This is a genomic window from Arthrobacter sp. NPDC055585, assembly GCF_053619115.1.
This window is the reverse complement of record NZ_JBSHIT010000002.1, coordinates 118,565-134,840: the sequence shown is the minus strand read 5'-3', so window position 1 is coordinate 134,840 and position 16,276 is coordinate 118,565. Positions and strand designations below refer to the sequence as shown.

13 protein-coding genes are annotated in these 16,276 nt (G+C 64.0%); 11 read left to right on the top strand and 2 right to left on the bottom strand.

Translation table 11 applies throughout. The features are described 5' to 3' along the window. Positions 1-16: 16 nt before the first annotated feature. From glgX to ACWGQ2_RS04335, 11 genes are all read left to right on the top strand, one after another. Positions 17-2,203: a glycogen debranching protein GlgX gene (glgX, locus tag ACWGQ2_RS04385; RefSeq protein ID WP_452014747.1), complete on the top strand. Its 2,187-nt coding sequence runs from the start codon at positions 17-19 to the stop codon at positions 2,201-2,203. Beyond that, positions 2,200-4,512 carry a malto-oligosyltrehalose synthase gene (gene treY, locus ACWGQ2_RS04380; protein ID WP_452014745.1) on the top strand — a complete coding sequence of 771 codons (2,313 nt, stop codon included), beginning with the start codon at positions 2,200-2,202 and terminating at the stop codon, positions 4,510-4,512. The genes glgX and treY overlap by 4 nt, the downstream gene beginning before the upstream one ends. Then, positions 4,509-6,278: a malto-oligosyltrehalose trehalohydrolase gene (gene treZ, locus ACWGQ2_RS04375; protein WP_452014743.1), complete on the top strand. Its 1,770-nt coding sequence runs from the start codon at positions 4,509-4,511 to the stop codon at positions 6,276-6,278. Before treY ends, treZ begins: the two co-directional genes overlap by 4 nt. A 48-nt stretch (positions 6,279-6,326) precedes the next feature. Continuing rightward, the gene (mgrA, locus tag ACWGQ2_RS04370) at positions 6,327-7,373 is read left to right on the top strand and encodes an L-glyceraldehyde 3-phosphate reductase (RefSeq protein WP_452014741.1); all 1,047 of its coding nucleotides are present in this window, start codon (positions 6,327-6,329) and stop codon (positions 7,371-7,373) included. A gap of 8 nt (positions 7,374-7,381) precedes the next feature. Continuing rightward, entirely contained in the window at positions 7,382-7,888 is a 507-nt protein-coding gene (locus ACWGQ2_RS04365; protein WP_452014739.1) for an N-acetyltransferase family protein, read from the top strand. 34 nt (positions 7,889-7,922) lie between these two features. Further along, complete coding sequence (gene alr, locus ACWGQ2_RS04360) at positions 7,923-9,128, top strand: alanine racemase (RefSeq protein WP_452014737.1); 1,206 nt, start codon at positions 7,923-7,925, stop codon at positions 9,126-9,128. Continuing rightward, entirely contained in the window at positions 9,125-9,667 is a 543-nt protein-coding gene (gene tsaE / locus ACWGQ2_RS04355; RefSeq protein WP_452014735.1) for a tRNA (adenosine(37)-N6)-threonylcarbamoyltransferase complex ATPase subunit type 1 TsaE, read from the top strand. The genes alr and tsaE overlap by 4 nt, the downstream gene beginning before the upstream one ends. 82 nt (positions 9,668-9,749) lie before the next feature. After that, on the top strand, positions 9,750-10,418 hold the full coding sequence (gene tsaB, locus ACWGQ2_RS04350; protein ID WP_452014733.1) for a tRNA (adenosine(37)-N6)-threonylcarbamoyltransferase complex dimerization subunit type 1 TsaB: 669 nt from the start codon (positions 9,750-9,752) through the stop codon (positions 10,416-10,418). Between the two features lie 26 nt (positions 10,419-10,444). Further along, positions 10,445-10,924, top strand: a complete 480-nt coding sequence (rimI, locus tag ACWGQ2_RS04345) for a ribosomal protein S18-alanine N-acetyltransferase (RefSeq protein ID WP_452015347.1) — start codon at positions 10,445-10,447, stop codon at positions 10,922-10,924. Then, positions 10,921-11,997 carry a tRNA (adenosine(37)-N6)-threonylcarbamoyltransferase complex transferase subunit TsaD gene (gene tsaD / locus ACWGQ2_RS04340; protein WP_452014731.1) on the top strand — a complete coding sequence of 359 codons (1,077 nt, stop codon included), beginning with the start codon at positions 10,921-10,923 and terminating at the stop codon, positions 11,995-11,997. The genes rimI and tsaD overlap by 4 nt, the downstream gene beginning before the upstream one ends. A gap of 105 nt (positions 11,998-12,102) precedes the next feature. After that, complete coding sequence (locus tag ACWGQ2_RS04335; RefSeq protein WP_452014729.1) at positions 12,103-12,621, top strand: hypothetical protein; 519 nt, start codon at positions 12,103-12,105, stop codon at positions 12,619-12,621. Between the two features lie 237 nt (positions 12,622-12,858). Here the strand turns inward: ACWGQ2_RS04335 and ACWGQ2_RS04330 are convergent, their stop codons facing one another. Together ACWGQ2_RS04330 and ACWGQ2_RS04325 are read right to left on the bottom strand one after the other, a co-directional pair. Further along, complete coding sequence (locus ACWGQ2_RS04330; protein ID WP_452014727.1) at positions 12,859-13,938, bottom strand: DUF222 domain-containing protein; 1,080 nt, start codon at positions 13,936-13,938, stop codon at positions 12,859-12,861. Positions 13,939-14,879: 941 nt separating this feature from the next. Beyond that, the gene (locus tag ACWGQ2_RS04325) at positions 14,880-16,028 is read right to left on the bottom strand and encodes a glutamate--cysteine ligase (protein ID WP_452014725.1); all 1,149 of its coding nucleotides are present in this window, start codon (positions 16,026-16,028) and stop codon (positions 14,880-14,882) included. Positions 16,029-16,276: the final 248 nt, after the last annotated feature.

Here is a 16,276-nt window from a genome sequence, read left to right as displayed (position 1 = left end):
CAGTCAGGAGCTTTGAATGGAAGTGTGGCCCGGAGATGCCTACCCGTTGGGAGCAACTTACGACGGAAACGGTACGAATTTTGCCCTCTACAGCGAAGTCGCAGATTCCGTAACTCTCTGCCTGTTTGACGACGACGGCACTGAAAGCTGTATCCAGCTAACCGAAGTAGATGGTTACGTATGGCACTGCTACCTTCCCCACGTAGTCCCCGGGCAAAAGTACGGCTACCGGGTTGACGGACCGAACGATCCTGAGCAGGGCAACCGCTGCAACCCCAACAAGCTGCTGCTGGACCCCTACGCCAAGGCCGTATCGGGCCAGGTGGACTGGAACCAGTCCCTGTTCGGCTACAACTTCGGCGACGAAGACTCCCGCAATGACGAGGACTCGGCACCCCACATGATGAAGGCCGTGGTGGTCAACCCGTTCTTCGACTGGGACGGCGACCGGCGTCCGCGCACCGAGTACCACCAGTCCGTGATCTACGAGGCGCACGTCAAGGGCCTCACACAGCAGCACCCCGAGGTTCCCGAGGAACAGCGCGGAACCTATGCCGGAATTGCGCACCCTGCCGTCATCGCACACCTGCAGAAGCTGGGCGTGACCGCCCTGGAGCTCATGCCGGTGCACCAGTTCGTTAACGACTCCACGCTGCAGGAAAAGGGCCTCTCAAACTACTGGGGCTACAACACCATTGGCTTCTTCGCTCCGCAGAACACCTACGGTTCCACTGGGGAGGACGGACAGCAGGTCCAGGAATTCAAGGCCATGGTCAAGGCCCTGCATGCAGCCGGCATCGAAGTGATCCTGGACGTGGTCTACAACCACACCGCCGAAGGCAACCACATGGGCCCCACGCTCTCCTTCCGCGGCATCGACAACGCTGCCTACTACCGGCTGGTGGAGGACGACAAGCGCTATTACATGGACTACACGGGCACCGGCAATTCCCTCAACGTAGGCAACCCGCACTCCCTGCAGCTGATCATGGATTCCCTGCGCTACTGGGTGACTGAAATGCACGTAGACGGCTTCCGGTTCGACCTGGCTTCCACTCTGGCCCGTGAGTTCTACGATGTGGACAAGCTGTCCACGTTCTTCGAGCTGGTACAGCAGGACCCGGTTGTCTCCCAGGTCAAACTGATCGCCGAACCGTGGGACATCGGCCCCGGCGGCTACCAGGTGGGGAACTTCCCGCCGCAGTGGACGGAATGGAACGGCAAGTACCGGGACACGGTCCGGGATTTTTGGCGCGGAGAGCCCTCGACGCTGGGTGAATTCGCCTCCCGTATCACCGGCTCCGCTGACCTCTACGAGTCCTCGGGACGGCGCCCGGTGGCCTCCATCAACTTCGTCACGGCCCACGACGGGTTTACCCTCCGGGACCTGGTCTCCTACAACGAGAAGCACAACGAGGCCAACGGCGAAGACAATAACGACGGCGAGTCCCACAACCGTTCGTGGAACTGCGGAGCCGAAGGCCCCACGGACGACCCCGAAGTCCTGTCCCTGCGCGCCCGCCAGCAGCGCAACATCCTGGCCACGCTGCTGCTCTCCCAGGGCGTTCCGATGATTTCCCACGGCGACGAGCTGGGCCGCACGCAGAACGGCAACAACAACGGTTACGCGCAGGACTCCGAGCTGACCTGGATCAACTGGGAACACATGGACGCGCCCCTGATGGAGTTCACGGCCGCTGTGAACAAGCTGCGCGCGGAACACCCCACCTTCCGGCGCCGCAAGTTCTTTGACGGCCGCCCGGTTGAGCGCGGGGAAGAGGACGTCCTGCCGGACATCGTCTGGCTCAACGACGACGGCACGCCCATGAAGCCTGAAGACTGGGACAGCCAGCTGGGCCGTTCCCTGGGTGTGTTCCTGAACGGACAGGGCATCCGGGGCAACGACCGCCGCGGACAACCCATTACCGATGACAGTTTCCTGCTGTACTTCAACGCTGACGACGACGCCGTGACGGTCAATCTGCCGCCGCAGGAATACGGCGATCTCTGGGATCAGGTCATTGACACTGCCGGCGAGGGAGCGGACGGGGACCCCGTCAGCAGCGACGGCAAGCTGCAGGTAGCGGCGAAGTCCATGGTCGTGCTGCGGGTCCACCCGCAGGAGGAAGAAGTCCACGACCATTCAGTTGCAGCTTCCCTTGCGGCACTTGCCGGGGCAAAGACCCGGGAGAGCACCGTATGAGGGCGCCCCGCTCTACGTACCGGCTGCAGCTGCACGAGGGATTCACGCTGCACGACGCCGCTGCCCTCGTTCCGTACCTGAAGGACCTGGGCGCAGACTGGGTCTACCTCTCGCCGCTGTTGACGGCGGAGAAGGGCTCCACCCACGGCTACGACGTTACGGATCCGTCCGCCGTCGATCCGGCACGGGGCGGGCCCGAGGGGCTGCAGGCACTGGCCGATGCCGCGCACCGGGCCGGCATGGGCGTCCTGGCGGACATCGTGCCCAATCACATGGGCATTGCAACGCCGGCGGCCAACCGGTGGTGGTGGTCGGTGCTCCAGGAGGGACGCGGCTCACGGTATGCCGAGGCCTTCGATATTGACTGGGACGCCGGTGCGGGACGGCTGCGGCTGCCCGTGCTGGGGGAGGGCAGCGATGCCCTCGAGGAGCTGCGGATCGAAGACGGCGAGCTGCGCTATTACGAGCAGGCTTTCCCCATCGCCGCGGGAACCTTCACTCCCGGCGATACCGCCCGGCAGGTTCACGACCGCCAGCACTATGAACTGGTGAGCTGGCGCCGTGCCGACAATGAGCTCAACTACCGGAGGTTCTTCGGCGTAAACACGCTTGCCGGTGTCCGCGTGGAAGTTCCCTGGGTCTTTGACGAAACCCACGCCGAGATAGCGCGCTGGTTCCGCGAAGGCCTGGTGGACGGACTGCGGATCGACCATCCGGACGGGCTGGCGGACCCTGCCGCGTATCTGGGCCAGCTCAGTGAGCTGACAGGCGGAGCCTACGTCCTGGTCGAAAAGATCCTTGAACCGGGTGAAAAGCTTCCCGAAAGCTGGCCGGTCGCCGGGACCACCGGCTACGACGCGCTCGCAGAGGTTGACCGTCTGTTCGTGGATCCGCAGGCAGCGGCCCTGCTGACGGATGCATCCGACGCCGAGCCCTACCGGCACATGATTCATGACACCAAGCGGGCTGTTGCCGACGGCCTGCTGCACTCCGAAGTGCAGCGGCTGGTGCGGCTGCTGCCCGAAGACTCCGGCCTGGACGCAGCGGCTGCAGCCGACGCAATTTCCGAGCTGCTGGCCTGCTTCCCCGTCTACCGGAGCTATCTTCCCGACGGCGCTGCCTATCTTGAAGAGGCCGCGCTGAATGCGAAGGTACGGCGGCCGGACCTGGAACCGGCATTCGAAGTGCTGCTTCCGCTGCTCCGGGGAGACGGCGCGGAGCCCTCCGAAGGGCTGAAGGAGCTGGCGGTACGGTTCCAGCAGACCTCCGGAATGGTCATGGCGAAGGGCGTGGAGGACACCGCGTTTTACCGGTACTCCCGGCTCACCTCGCTCAACGAGGTGGGAGCCGACCCCTCACTGTTCGCCCTTGAACCGCATGATCTGCACCTGGCGATGCTTGTGAGGCAGCAGGACGCCCCGCTTGCCATGACCACGCTCAGCACCCATGACACCAAGCGCAGTGAGGACACCCGGGCGCGGATCAGCGTACTGTCCGAGATTCCGCAGCAGTGGTCCGACGCCGTTGGCAAGCTGGAGGAGCTGCTGCCGCTGGGCGACCGGCCCCTGGCCGACCTGCTGTGGCAGGCGCTGGCCGGAACCTGGCCGCTGGAGCGGGAACGTGCCCATGCCTACGCGGAGAAGGCAGCACGGGAAGCCGGCCAGAGCACCACCTGGACGGCTCCGGATGAAGCGTTCGAAAAACAGCTTCATGCCCTGGTCGACGGCGCCTACGACCATCCGGAAGCGAATGCGATCCTGACCTCCGTGGCTGAACGCATCAGCGCCGCAGGCTGGTCAAACGCGCTTGGCGCCAAACTGGTGCAGCTGACCATGCCGGGCGTCCCCGATGTTTACCAGGGCACTGAACTGTGGGACCACTCCCTGGTGGACCCGGACAACCGGCGTCCGGTGGACTACTCCCTGCGTGCGGCTGCGGCTGCTGCAGAGCCGGGCACAGCGGTACCCGTCGACGCATCGGGCAGTGCCAAGTTCCACCTCACCCGGGAGGCCCTGCGCCTGCGCCGGGACCGCCCCGAGCTGTTCAGTGGTTACTCTGCCGTGGGATCCGAGGGGCCGGCCGCGGAACATGTGTTCGGCTTCGACCGGGGCGGCGCGCTCACCCTGGTGACCCGGCTTCCCCTGGGCCTTGAGGCCGCCGGCGGCTGGAGGGGAACCCTCCTGCAGCTGGCGCCGGGAACTTACACTGACCAGCTGACCGGCAGGAAGCATACCGGCGGCAGCGTGAAAGCCGAAGAGATTTTTGAGCATTATCCCGTGGCTCTGCTGGTCCGTCAGGAGGAAATGTGAGCACCGTATTCAGCGTCTGGGCACCACAGGCCCGCGCGATGAGGCTGCGGGCGGACGGGCAGGAACTGGCCATGGACGCCGGGGAAGAAGGCTGGTGGCATGCTGTAACTGCCGCGGAGGAGGCCGCCGGTGCGGAAATCGATTACGGCTACCTGATCGATGAAGCGACTACTCCGGTCCCGGATCCGCGCTCCCGCTGGCAGCCCGAAGGGGTCCACGGTCTCTCAAGGACTTTTGACCCGTCACGGTTCCAGTGGACGGACTCGGACTGGGTCTCTCCCGGCCTGGCCGGGGGAGCGATCTACGAACTGCACATCGGAACGTTCACACCCGAAGGCACGCTGGATGCCGCCGCGGAGAAGCTGGACTACCTTGCTGACCTGGGCGTGCAGTACGTGGAACTGATGCCGGTCAACGCCTTCAACGGCACCCACAACTGGGGCTATGACGGTGTGCTTTGGTATGCGGTCCACGAAGCCTACGGCGGTCCCCGGGCTTACCAGCGCTTCGTGGACGCCGCCCACGCCGCAGGGATTGGGGTGATCCAGGACGTCGTCTACAACCACCTTGGTCCCAGCGGGAACTATCTGCCCCTTTTCGGTCCCTATCTGCAGCAGGGCAGCGCCACCACCTGGGGAGATTCGCTGAACCTGGACGGGCCCCTGTCCGACCACGTCCGCCGGTATGTCCTGGACAATCTCGAGATGTGGTTCCGGGACTACCATGTGGACGGCCTCCGGCTGGATGCCGTGCACGCCCTCAGGGACGAGCGGGCGGTCCACATCCTGGAGGACATGGCCGCCCTGACGGACAACCTCTCAGCCGATCTGGGCGGAACGCTGTTCCTGATCGCTGAGTCGGACCTGAACAATCCCCGGCTGATCACTCCGCGGAACCTCAACGGCTACGGCATTTCGGGCCAGTGGTCCGATGACTTCCACCACGCCGTGCACAGCAACCTCACGGGGGAAACCCAGGGATACTATGCCGACTTTGATTCCCTGGAGGCCATCGCGAAGGTCATCACCAACGGGTATTTTCACGACGGCAGCTTCTCCTCCTTCCGGCAGCGCAGCCACGGCCGGCCGCTGGATAAATCAGTCGTAACTCCGCGCCAGCTGGTGGTTGCGGTGCAGAACCATGACCAGATCGGCAACCGGGCCGCCGGTGACCGGAACACGGCAGTGCTGGGCTATGACCAGCTGGCGCTCGCCGCGGTCCTGAACCTGGCGTCGTCGAACACTCCCATGATCTTTATGGGCGAGGAGTTCGGTGCCTCAACCCCGTGGCAGTTCTTCACCTCCCATCCTGAAGAGGCACTGGGCAGGGCCACTGCAGAGGGACGGCTGGCGGAGTTCGCAAGAATGGGCTGGGATCCCGCATTGGTACCCGATCCCCAGCACCCGGACACGTTCACCAGGTCAAAACTCGACTGGTCCGAAGTGGGCAATGACGGGCACGCCAGACTGCACCGGCTCTACCGTGATCTGCTGCGGCTGCGGCGGACGGTGCCTGAACTGACTGAACCGGATTTCCGGAACATCAGCGTGGACTTTGACGAAATCTCGCGCTGGCTGACCATTCACCGCGGCGATGTCATTGTCGCTTTAAACTTCGCGGACGCAGCCCGTGAGCTGCCGGTGCCCGTTCCGGGCCAGGCCCGGGTCCTGCTGGAGACGGCGCCTATCCTGACCTACGACGGCGTTGTGGAGCTTCCTGCCTATGGTGCGGCCATTATCTCCGGCAGCGGGACCGGGCAGGACTGATGTGACGGCTTTCTCGATTAGCGCGGGAACCGGTGGCAGGATGGAGCCATGACCTACACGCCCGCGCAAGACCGTTACGATTCCATGCCCTACCGCCGCGTTGGCCGCAGCGGACTGCAGCTGCCTGCCGTCTCGCTGGGGCTGTGGCACAACTTCGGAGACGATGTACCGTTCGAGACCCAGCGTTCCATCCTGCGCAGGGCCTTCGACCTGGGCGTCACGCACTTCGACCTGGCGAACAATTACGGTCCTCCTTTCGGCAGCGCGGAGACCAACTTTGGCCGGCACATGAAAGACGACTTCCGCCCGTTCCGTGACGAGCTGATTATTTCCAGCAAGGCCGGCTATGACATGTGGCCCGGTCCGTACGGAAACTGGGGCTCGCGGAAGTATCTGCTCGCTAGCCTGGACCAGTCGCTGGAGCGGATGGGGCTGGAATACGTGGACATTTTCTACAGCCACCGTCCGGATCCGGAGACCCCGCTGGAAGAGACGATGGGGGCGCTGGACACCGCTGTGCGTTCCGGCCGTGCGCTGTATGCGGGCATTTCCTCCTACTCTGCCGAGAAGACCATTGAGGCTGCGCGCATCCTGCGGGAGATGGGCACGCCGCTGCTTATCCACCAGCCCTCCTACTCCATGCTCAACCGGTGGGTGGAACAGGGTGATCCGAACCTCTTCCAGGCGCTTGAGGAGACCGGTGCCGGGTCCATTGCGTTCTCCCCGCTTGCCCAGGGCCTGCTGACCAACAAGTACCTTGGCGGCGTTCCGGAGAACTCCCGCGCTGCCGCCGGAAAGTCACTGGATCCGTCCCAGCTTTCCGAAGAGAACCTTGACCGGGTGCGCGGACTGAACCGGATTGCCGAGTCCCGCGGCCAGACACTGGCACAGATGGCGATCGCCTGGGTGCTGCGCACCCAGCGTAACGGCAACTCGATCACATCGGCATTGGTGGGCGCCTCAAGCGTCAAGCAGCTCGAGGACAGCCTGGCAGCCGTGCAGAACCTGGACTTCACCGAAAAGGAACTTGCGGACATCGACACCTTTGCCCAGGACTCGGACATCAATCTCTGGGCTGCTGCCCTGGACGCCTGAGCCCGGCATTGGGGATAGGGATCCGGGAGGCAACAGCCGCAGACTGGCCTCAGATCTGGGCGCTGATGGAGCCAATCGTCCGCGCCGGTGAAACGTACTGCTGGGACCGGGACATGGCAGAAGACGAAGCGCGGGACGTTTGGCTGGAGCCGCGTCCCGCGTACGTCTACGTTGCCGAGGACGCTGGGCAGATTCTTGGTACGGCCCAGCTCCATCCCAACCGCGCCGGCGGCGGCAGCCATGTGGCCAACGCGTCCTTCATGACTGCCGCGCCTGCCTCCGGCCGGGGCGTTGCCCGGGCACTCGCCGCGCACGTTCTGGAACAGGCCGGGGCGCAGGGGTACCGCAGCATGCAGTTCAACGCGGTGGTCCAGACAAATGAGCGCGCGGTGGCCCTGTGGGAGTCCCTCGGCTTTAGGATCCTCGCCACAGTTCCGGACGCCTTCCGGCACCCCGTTCACGGGTTCACCGGCCTCCACATCATGCACAAGGACCTCGCGGAGCCCTGCCGGTGATACCCAGCCGGGTCCGCAGTGAAAGAATGGACCCGTGAATTACCTCGAAACTGTCCCCGCGGCGGAGCGCAGCGCCGTCGTCGATCTTGCTGCGATCCGGCACAACGTCCGCCACCTTGCCGAAATTGCCAAGCCCGCCCGCCTGATGGCGGTGGTCAAGGCAGATGCCTACGGCCACGGTGCGCTGGAAGTGGCGCGCGCAGCCGTTGAGGCCGGGGCCTCCTGGCTGGGGACAGCGCACATTTCCGAGGCACTGGCCCTGCGCACCGCGGGTATTTCCGCTCCGGTGATGGCCTGGCTGCACACTGCGGACAGTGATTTCTCAGCCGCCATCGCGGCGAATATCGACATCGGTGTTTCCGGCTGGGAGCTGGAGGCCGTGGTGGCCGCTGCCCGTGAACTTGAAGTTCCGGCCCGGGTGCACCTGAAGATTGACACGGGACTGGGCCGCAACGGCTGCCCGGAGGATCTGTGGGAGTCCTTCGTGGGTGCGGCCCTGGCCTACCAGGAAGACGGCCTGCTGCGGGTGGTCGGCATCTTCTCGCATCTGGCTGTGGCCGACGAGCCCCGCCGGATGGAAACCGATGAGCAGCTGCAGAAGTTCCGCGAAGCAGTAGCCGTGGCCGAAGACGCCGGTGTGGACCACGAGGTGCGGCACATCGCCAACACCCCAGCCGTCCTGTCCCGTCCCGATTCGCACTTTGACCTGGTCCGCGTGGGGCTTGGCATGTACGGGCTGTCACCGTTCCCGGGACAGAGCGCCGAGGAGCTGGGGCTCATCCCGGCCATGACGCTGAAGACCAGGATCGCCAACTGCAAGGCAGTACCGGCAGGACAGGGTGTCTCCTACGGCCTGCACTACCGCACTGCCGAACCCACCACGCTGGCGCTCGTTCCCGTTGGCTATGCCGACGGTATTCCGCGCGTAGCAACCGGCGGGCCCGTCATGGTCAACGGTGAGGTTTTCCCTGTGGTGGGCCGCATCGCCATGGACCAGATGGTCATTGACCTGGGCCGTACCGGTGTAGCGGGAACCCCGAACTCTTTCCTGGGTGAGGAAGCGGTGCTTTTCGGCCCCGCCGGATTCCCCAGCGTGGATGAGTGGGCCCAGGCCAGCGGTTCCATCAACTACGAAATCATTACCCGGATCAGCGGCCGCGTCACGCGCAGCTACGTCGACTCCGGTGCCGCTGAAACGGCAGTTTCCCTGGAGGCCGATTCTGCAGCGGTGCTGCCGTGAGCGCGGAGGCAGCGGCTCCGCGGTGGGAGCTCGAATACCGGACAGCCAGTGCTGCCCAGACCCAGGACCTCGCTCAGAAACTCGGGGCGGACCTGCAGGCCGGTGACCTGCTGCTGCTGACCGGTGAACTCGGTGCCGGCAAAACGACGTTCACGCAGGGGCTGGGGGAGGGGCTGGGTGTCCGTCCGGGGATCATTTCCCCGACCTTTGTTTTGGTGCGGATCCACCCTTCGCTGGGCAGCGGCCCGGACCTGGTGCACGTTGATGCCTACCGTCTGGGCTCATCCGGCGAGATCGATGACATCGATCTGGAGAACACCATGGACACCTCGGTGACGGTGGTGGAGTGGGGCCACGGGCTGGTGGAGCATTTGTCCGAAAGCCGGCTTGAAGTGACTCTGCTTCGTGCCACCGGCGGCGAGGCCGGATTGTCCGGGGAACTGGTTACCGATTTCAGTGCGGAAGACGACGACGAGGAGCGCACCATCCGGATTGCCGGCTATGGCCCGCGCTGGGAACAGCCACCGGCGCTGGGGTAGCTGCTGAGCGCCGGTCTGTGGAGCGCATGCCGTGGAAAGCCCTCCGTCAAGGCCTGCTGTGGAACTGCGTAAAATAGAAACCGTGCTTATCCTCGCCATCGACACCTCCGCCATAGCCAGCGCGGCCCTGCTCACCGGTGAGGGAGAAATCCTCGCAGAGTTCGCCACTGAAGACACCCGTTCCCACGCGGAGGTCCTGGCCCCCGGCATTCAGGACCTGCTGAAGAGCGTGGACGTTTCCGGTGCAGACATCGATGCGCTGGTTGTGGGCGTCGGTCCTGGTCCGTTTACCGGCCTCCGGTCAGGGATCGCGACCGCCCGGACGCTCGCCTTCGCCTGGAACAAACCCCTGCACGGGGTCATGAGCCTGGATGCCATTGCCATTGATGCCGCCCTGGACGCCTGGCGTGCCGGAGTAGACGAGTTCGTCGTGGCGACAGATGCCCGGCGCAAAGAGGTCTACTGGGCGCACTACCGCAGCACTGGCGGAACCCCTGAGCTGCTGAACGGGCCCAACGTCACTTCACCGTCTGAGGTTCCCCGGCTGCCGGCCTATGGTGCCGGAGCTGGCCTCTATCCGGATGTGCTGCATGCGGTTCAGGACTTTGCCGGTGCCCAGCCGACTGCTGCAGCGCTGGGGCGCACCGCCGTCGTACTTCTTGTGCGGGGTTTGGAACTGCTGCCGGATCTGCCGCTCTACCTGCGCGAATCCGATGCCAAGGTTCCGGGACCCCGGAAGCGCGCGCTGTGAGCGGGCAGTTGCCGGTGATCCGGGAGATGACGGAGGAGGACATTCCTGCCGTGGATGCGCTGGAGAAGGCCATGTTCCCCGTGGATGCCTGGCCCACGGAGATGTTCTATGACGAACTCCGGCAGCGCGATACCCGCGCCTACTATGTGGCTGAGGCTCCGGACGGCACTGTCATCGGGTATGCCGGGCTGATGTGTGTGCTGCCGATTGCTGATGTGCAGACCATCGCCGTCGATGCTGCGCATGAAGGTGCGGGCACCGGTTCCCGGCTGCTGGCCACTCTTCTGGACGAGGCGAAAATCCGCGGTGCCGATGATGTGCTGCTGGAAGTGCGTGCCGATAACCCCCGTGCGCAGCGGCTGTACCGCTGGTTCGGGTTTGAACAGATCCATGTCCGTCCGCGCTACTACCGGGACGGAGCCGATGCACTGATTATGCGTTTGGAGCTCTCCTCCTGGCATGGTGCACCGCCGCGCGGAACCAACCCTGTGAAGGACGTCCAATGAACCGCACCGAACCTCTGGTGCTTGGCATCGAATCCTCCTGTGACGAGACCGGCGTCGGAATTGTCCGAGGAGACACTCTGCTGACCAATGCTGTGTCTTCTTCCATGGAGGAGCATGTCCGTTTTGGCGGTGTTATTCCGGAGATCGCTTCGCGTGCGCATTTGGATGCCTTTGTTCCTACGCTGCGTCAGGCTCTGAATGAGGCCGGCGTGACCCTCGACGACGTCGATGCCATTGCTGTGACTTCCGGCCCTGGTCTTGCCGGTGCCCTGATGGTTGGTGTTTGCGCTGCCAAGGCTCTGGCTGTTGCTACCGGCAAACCGCTGTATGCGATCAACCATCTGGTTGCCCATGTGGGTGTTGGTGTCCTTGATGGCGGTAAGCTTCCGGAGAATCTTGGTGCCCTGCTGGTTTCCGGCGGGCATACCGAGATCCTTCGTGTTGGTTCTCTGACTTCGGATGTCCAGCTTTTGGGTTCCACCATTGATGATGCTGCCGGCGAGGCTTATGACAAGGTTGCCCGCATTCTGGGCCTGGGTTATCCGGGTGGTCCTGCTATCGACAAGCTTGCCCGGGAAGGCAATCAGAAGGCGATCCGTTTTCCCCGCGGCCTGACCCAGCCGAAGTACATGGGAACTGCTGAGGTTCCCGGTCCGCACCGGTATGACTGGTCCTTCTCTGGTTTGAAGACTGCAGTAGCCCGCTGCGTGGAGCAGTACGAGGCTGCCGGCCAGGAGCTTCCTGTTGCGGATATCGCTGCGTCTTTCCAGGAAGCTGTTGTGGACGTGATTACCTCCAAGGCTGTTCTTGCCTGTACTGAGCAGGGGATTACGAATCTTTTGCTTGGCGGTGGTGTTGCTGCGAACTCCCGGCTTCGCGAGCTGACTGCTGAGCGCTGTGCCGCTGCCGGTATTTCGCTGCGTGTTCCGCCTATCCGTCTGTGTACTGATAACGGCGCCATGGTTGCTGCTTTGGGTGCGCAGATTGTTATGGCTGGCGGCGAGCCTTCCGGCGTTGATTTCACTCCCGATCCGTCCCAGCCGGTGACCAGCATTCACTTGCCTGCCGCTTAGGTGGCGGGAAGCCCGAAAAGCGGGCGGTACAGCCGGGCAGGCCGACGCATGCCAGGGGTTTTCATCGGAAAAGGTCTCGGCCGTATGGCAGGTACCGTGTAGGCCATGAAGAATCTTCCGCTGTCCCTCTCGCTTGCCGCTTTATCCGGTGTGCTCACCCTGAACAGCCCGGCCGACTGGTCTCCGGGGATGCGCCGCGCCTTCGTTCTCGCTCCTGGTGCTGCCCTTGGCGTCATCGCCGCCGAGGCCCTGCGGAGGGGCAGCCAGAAAGGACAGGAGCTGGCTGCCGCAGGGAGAATCGACCTGGTTACTCCGGCCACTTCGAGCTCCGATGACGGTGCTGCGGGCACCGCGACACTGCCTTCCTACGTGCGTGCAGACGCGCGCCCTGCAGGGCTGCCGGCAGCCGTACTGGTCGCACTGGGTGCGACGGTAGGTGTCACCGTGAGCGGGGTCTTGGCACTGAGCGTGGTGCTGGATGAGCGGTTGGAAATGTGGTTGGTCCGGCGCGGTGCGTCTCGGCCACGCCTCGTGATGGCAGCTATCGCGGCTGTGAGCTCCCTGATTCTGGACCAGATCGTGGATTCAAGGGATTCAAAGAAATCCGAGGAAGCCCGTCAGTAGAGCAGCCATATCGGTTCGGTGGTAACCGGATAGTCCCCGGTGGCGCCGCGCTCCAATCGCCACGCTTCAGTTGCCGCGCTCCACTCGCCCCACTCGCCCCACTCGCTGCGTTGCAATCGCCGCGCGCGCTGCGTTGCACTCGCCCCGCTCGCCGCGCCCCACTCGCCCCACTCGCCCCACTTGCCTCGCTCCACTCGCCTCGTTCGTCGTGTTCTCCGCAGGACAGACGGTTGGGCCTCAGAAAGGCGGCGGGTCGTTGTCTGCCTGCAGGGCTTCCAAGGACCGGTCTGGTTGTTTGGGTGGAGGTTGGCTAGGTGCATAATCCAGGGCCGGGTCGGTGGCGTACGTGCGGCCGGTGGGTGAGTCCCATTCGATGGTTCCCGCCTGTGGTTGGCGTGCTTTCCAGTGTCCGAGGGTTTTGAACCGGTGGTGTTTGGGACAGAGGTGCTCCAGGTTCGAGTGGTCTGTGGGTCCGCCGTGTGAGAAGGGTGTGGTGTGGTCAATCTCGGCGTGGGTGACGCTTACTGAGCAGCCGGGGAATCTGCAGGTTCCGTCCCGTGCTTGGAGCCAGCGTTTGAGTCCGGTGGGGATGCGGCGTGTGCGTCCGACGTTCAGGATTTCACCGGTGGTGGGGTCTTGGAGCAGGGGTGTCCAGTGCAGTGCGTCAAGGATCATGGCCCGTGCTGTGTCGGCGCTGATGGGTCCGTAGCCGTTGAGTTCAGCGGTGTTCTCGTCGATGCCGGCGAGGGTATCTGCGTTGATCAGGACCATAACTTCTGTGCGGACCTTCGACCGGTTTTGATTCCGGTTGCGGTGCCGTTCCGCCCGCCGCGGACGTTTGTTCGTGCGGGGCCCGCTAGCGGAGCCGGTTTTGCGTTCTGCGGGACTCCCGGCACGGGGCCCAGTCCCAGGGGGAGTCTCTATCTCTGCCTCGGTGCGAGTGCTGAGATCTGTGGGAGTCTCGGTGTCCGGGGTGGGTTCGCCTTCGAGGAGGAGTGCGGTGAGGGTGTCGGCGCGGAGCTGGTCCATAGTGCGGGGGTCTCCGGCTCGTTTGCCGGCCTTCGCGGCACCGGTGAGGGCGGCGAACATGGCCTGGCCCTTTTCAGCAGCGATGATCGCACTGAGGCAGGACATACCGTCAGGCAGCGGCTGGAGGTACACGCGGCGTTTGTCCTTCGCCTGCCGGTGACGAACCGGAATGAGATCCGGAAACCGGGACTCGCGAAGCCTGCGGGCCCGGCGCCCGAACCCGGCAGCAGTCCTGCCCTCAGCCTCCGTGAGCAGATCGCGCTCAAACGCGCCCCGGACACTGAGCACCTCGGCGACGGCATTGGTGTCAGTATTACCGGCTGTGCCTTAGAACCCGCAGCGCCGACGGACCCGTCATCGCCGCTACCTTCAGGGCCCGGCAGACCGCCCAGATCATCGAGGCCAAGGTCCATCTGCCCGGAATCCCCGGCAGATGAGTCTCCAGCTGCTGGGTTCCCCGCAGTGAGGTCGTCGGAGGCCGTCCCAGCCGGACCGGCGCCTGTCCCGGCCCCAACCTCCGGAACCTCAAGGACCCCCGTAGGGAGGTTGTGGGTTTCTTCGAGGATGATCCGCGCGTGCTGCATCCCGATCTTGCCCTCGGCCAGACGGGCAAGGGTCTCCGGAGCGTCAGTACACAACCTTGAGGATTCACTGATGAGCTGCATCGCGGTCATGTGTGGAATCTTCAGGACAGTGGACGCTTCAGCAGCCGCGAGACTCAGGGCAAGGGCTGGTTCTTCCCGGCCCGATGCATCGGCGATGTCCCGGGCAAAAAGCACCTCCAAGCGGGCCGCGGCATGTACCTGCTGCGCCTGCGCCCAGGAGATCAGCATTCCAAGGCGCTGCAGGGCGGAAACAGTCTCCTCGTAGCCCAGGCGTTCGGCACCATGGAACGACAACCGGCCAGTGAACCCTTCCGGCAAGGACGACGCCGACACATCGTCGACCACCGCAGGATCGGCACAGAACACCGCTCCGGCAGCAGGAACAACCTCTGGATTCGAACCGGCAGAGAAGGCGGATTCCGCACCCGGCGCACCGCTGGGATCCCGGTCAGCTGACCGGGAAAACGTGGTGTCCGAGGGGCGGTTCATACCCCAACACTGTCAGCTGCCACTGACATTTCAGGGCCCGAATTAGCCCTCTTCAGCACCCTCAAGTACGGGTGTTTTACCTGCTTTTCGGGCGCCCGTGAGTCATGTTTGCGGCCGCGCCGAGAACGGGCATAACTAGCCTTCGCCGCGCAGCTGCCGAACGCCGTCGTGCACCACAGCACGCAGGTCACCGCCATTAGCTTCGGCAACCCGGCGCTGACGCTGGTAACCGGCACCGCGCTCAATGATGCCGGCAACATCAGCAAGCTCAGCTCTGCAGCCAAGCTTCTCGGCAACAGGAGCAAGACGGGGAAGCACATCTTCAAGCAGGTGCTCGGTAACCAGCTTCTCGTTGCCGGCAGCATCGAGAATGATGATGGCGTCAAGACCGTAGCGGGCAGCACGCCACTTGTTCTCCTGCACATGCCACGGAGGCATGGTCGGAATGGTTCCGCCATTGTCCAGAATGGTGGAGAACTCATCTACGAGGCACTGGGTCAGGGCCGCAATGGCACCAATATCGGTGGACGTGGAAAGACCGTCGCAAACCCGCATCTCTATTGTTCCCAGCGCAGGAACCGGACGGATATCCCAACGGATCTCACTGATCGAATCGATGACACCGGTGGTGAACATGTCCTGGACGTAGGACTCGTACTCATCCCAGGAACGGAACTGGAACGGCAGACCTGCAGTAGGAAGCTGCTGGAACATCAGGGCACGCTGGGATGCATAGCCGGTGTCGTCACCGGACCAGAACGGAGAGGAAGCAGAAAGCGCCTGGAAGTGAGGGAAGTAGTTCACCAGACCGTCCAGAACGGGAAGGACCTTGTCCTTTGAATTCAGGCCAACGTGGACGTGAACTCCGTAAATCAGCATCTGCTGACCCCACCACTGCGTGCGGTCAATGAGCTTGGCGTAGCGTTCCTTATCCGTAACGGGCTGGGAACGGGGAGTGGCAAACGGATGGGTACCGGCGCAGAACAGCTCCACGTTCATCCGGTCAGTTACCCGGCGGACAGCATCCATGGACCGGGCGAGGTCGGCTTTGGCATCGGCAACCGTATTGCAGATACCGGTGACAAGCTCGACAGTGTTTTCAAGCAGCTCCTGCTTGATATGGGGGTGTTCCTCATCCGCACTCAGCGACGGATCGTCTTCATTGACCCCGCGCAGAACTTCATCGGCAACCGAAACCAGGTCGCCCGTCTCACGGTCGACCAGGGCCAGTTCCCATTCGACGCCGAGCGTCGACTGCGCCGAGGACGCAAACTCAATCTTCAATATCTCTCCTGCTGTGTGCGTACCTAATAGTCAATTCCGGTTCCGCACCCTTGCGTTTGAGAACCCGGTTCAATCCTAGCCCCGCCGAGGCAGGCGCGGTTCCACGGCCGCTGGACGGGGGAAGCGGACGGGGCCCGACGGCGGCACCCGGGGGAAGCGGACGGGGCCCGACGGCGGCACCCGGGGAAAGCGGTGGGGCCCGACGGCGGCACCCACCTTCGTGCCGCCCCAACCAGCGCTCCGGCACC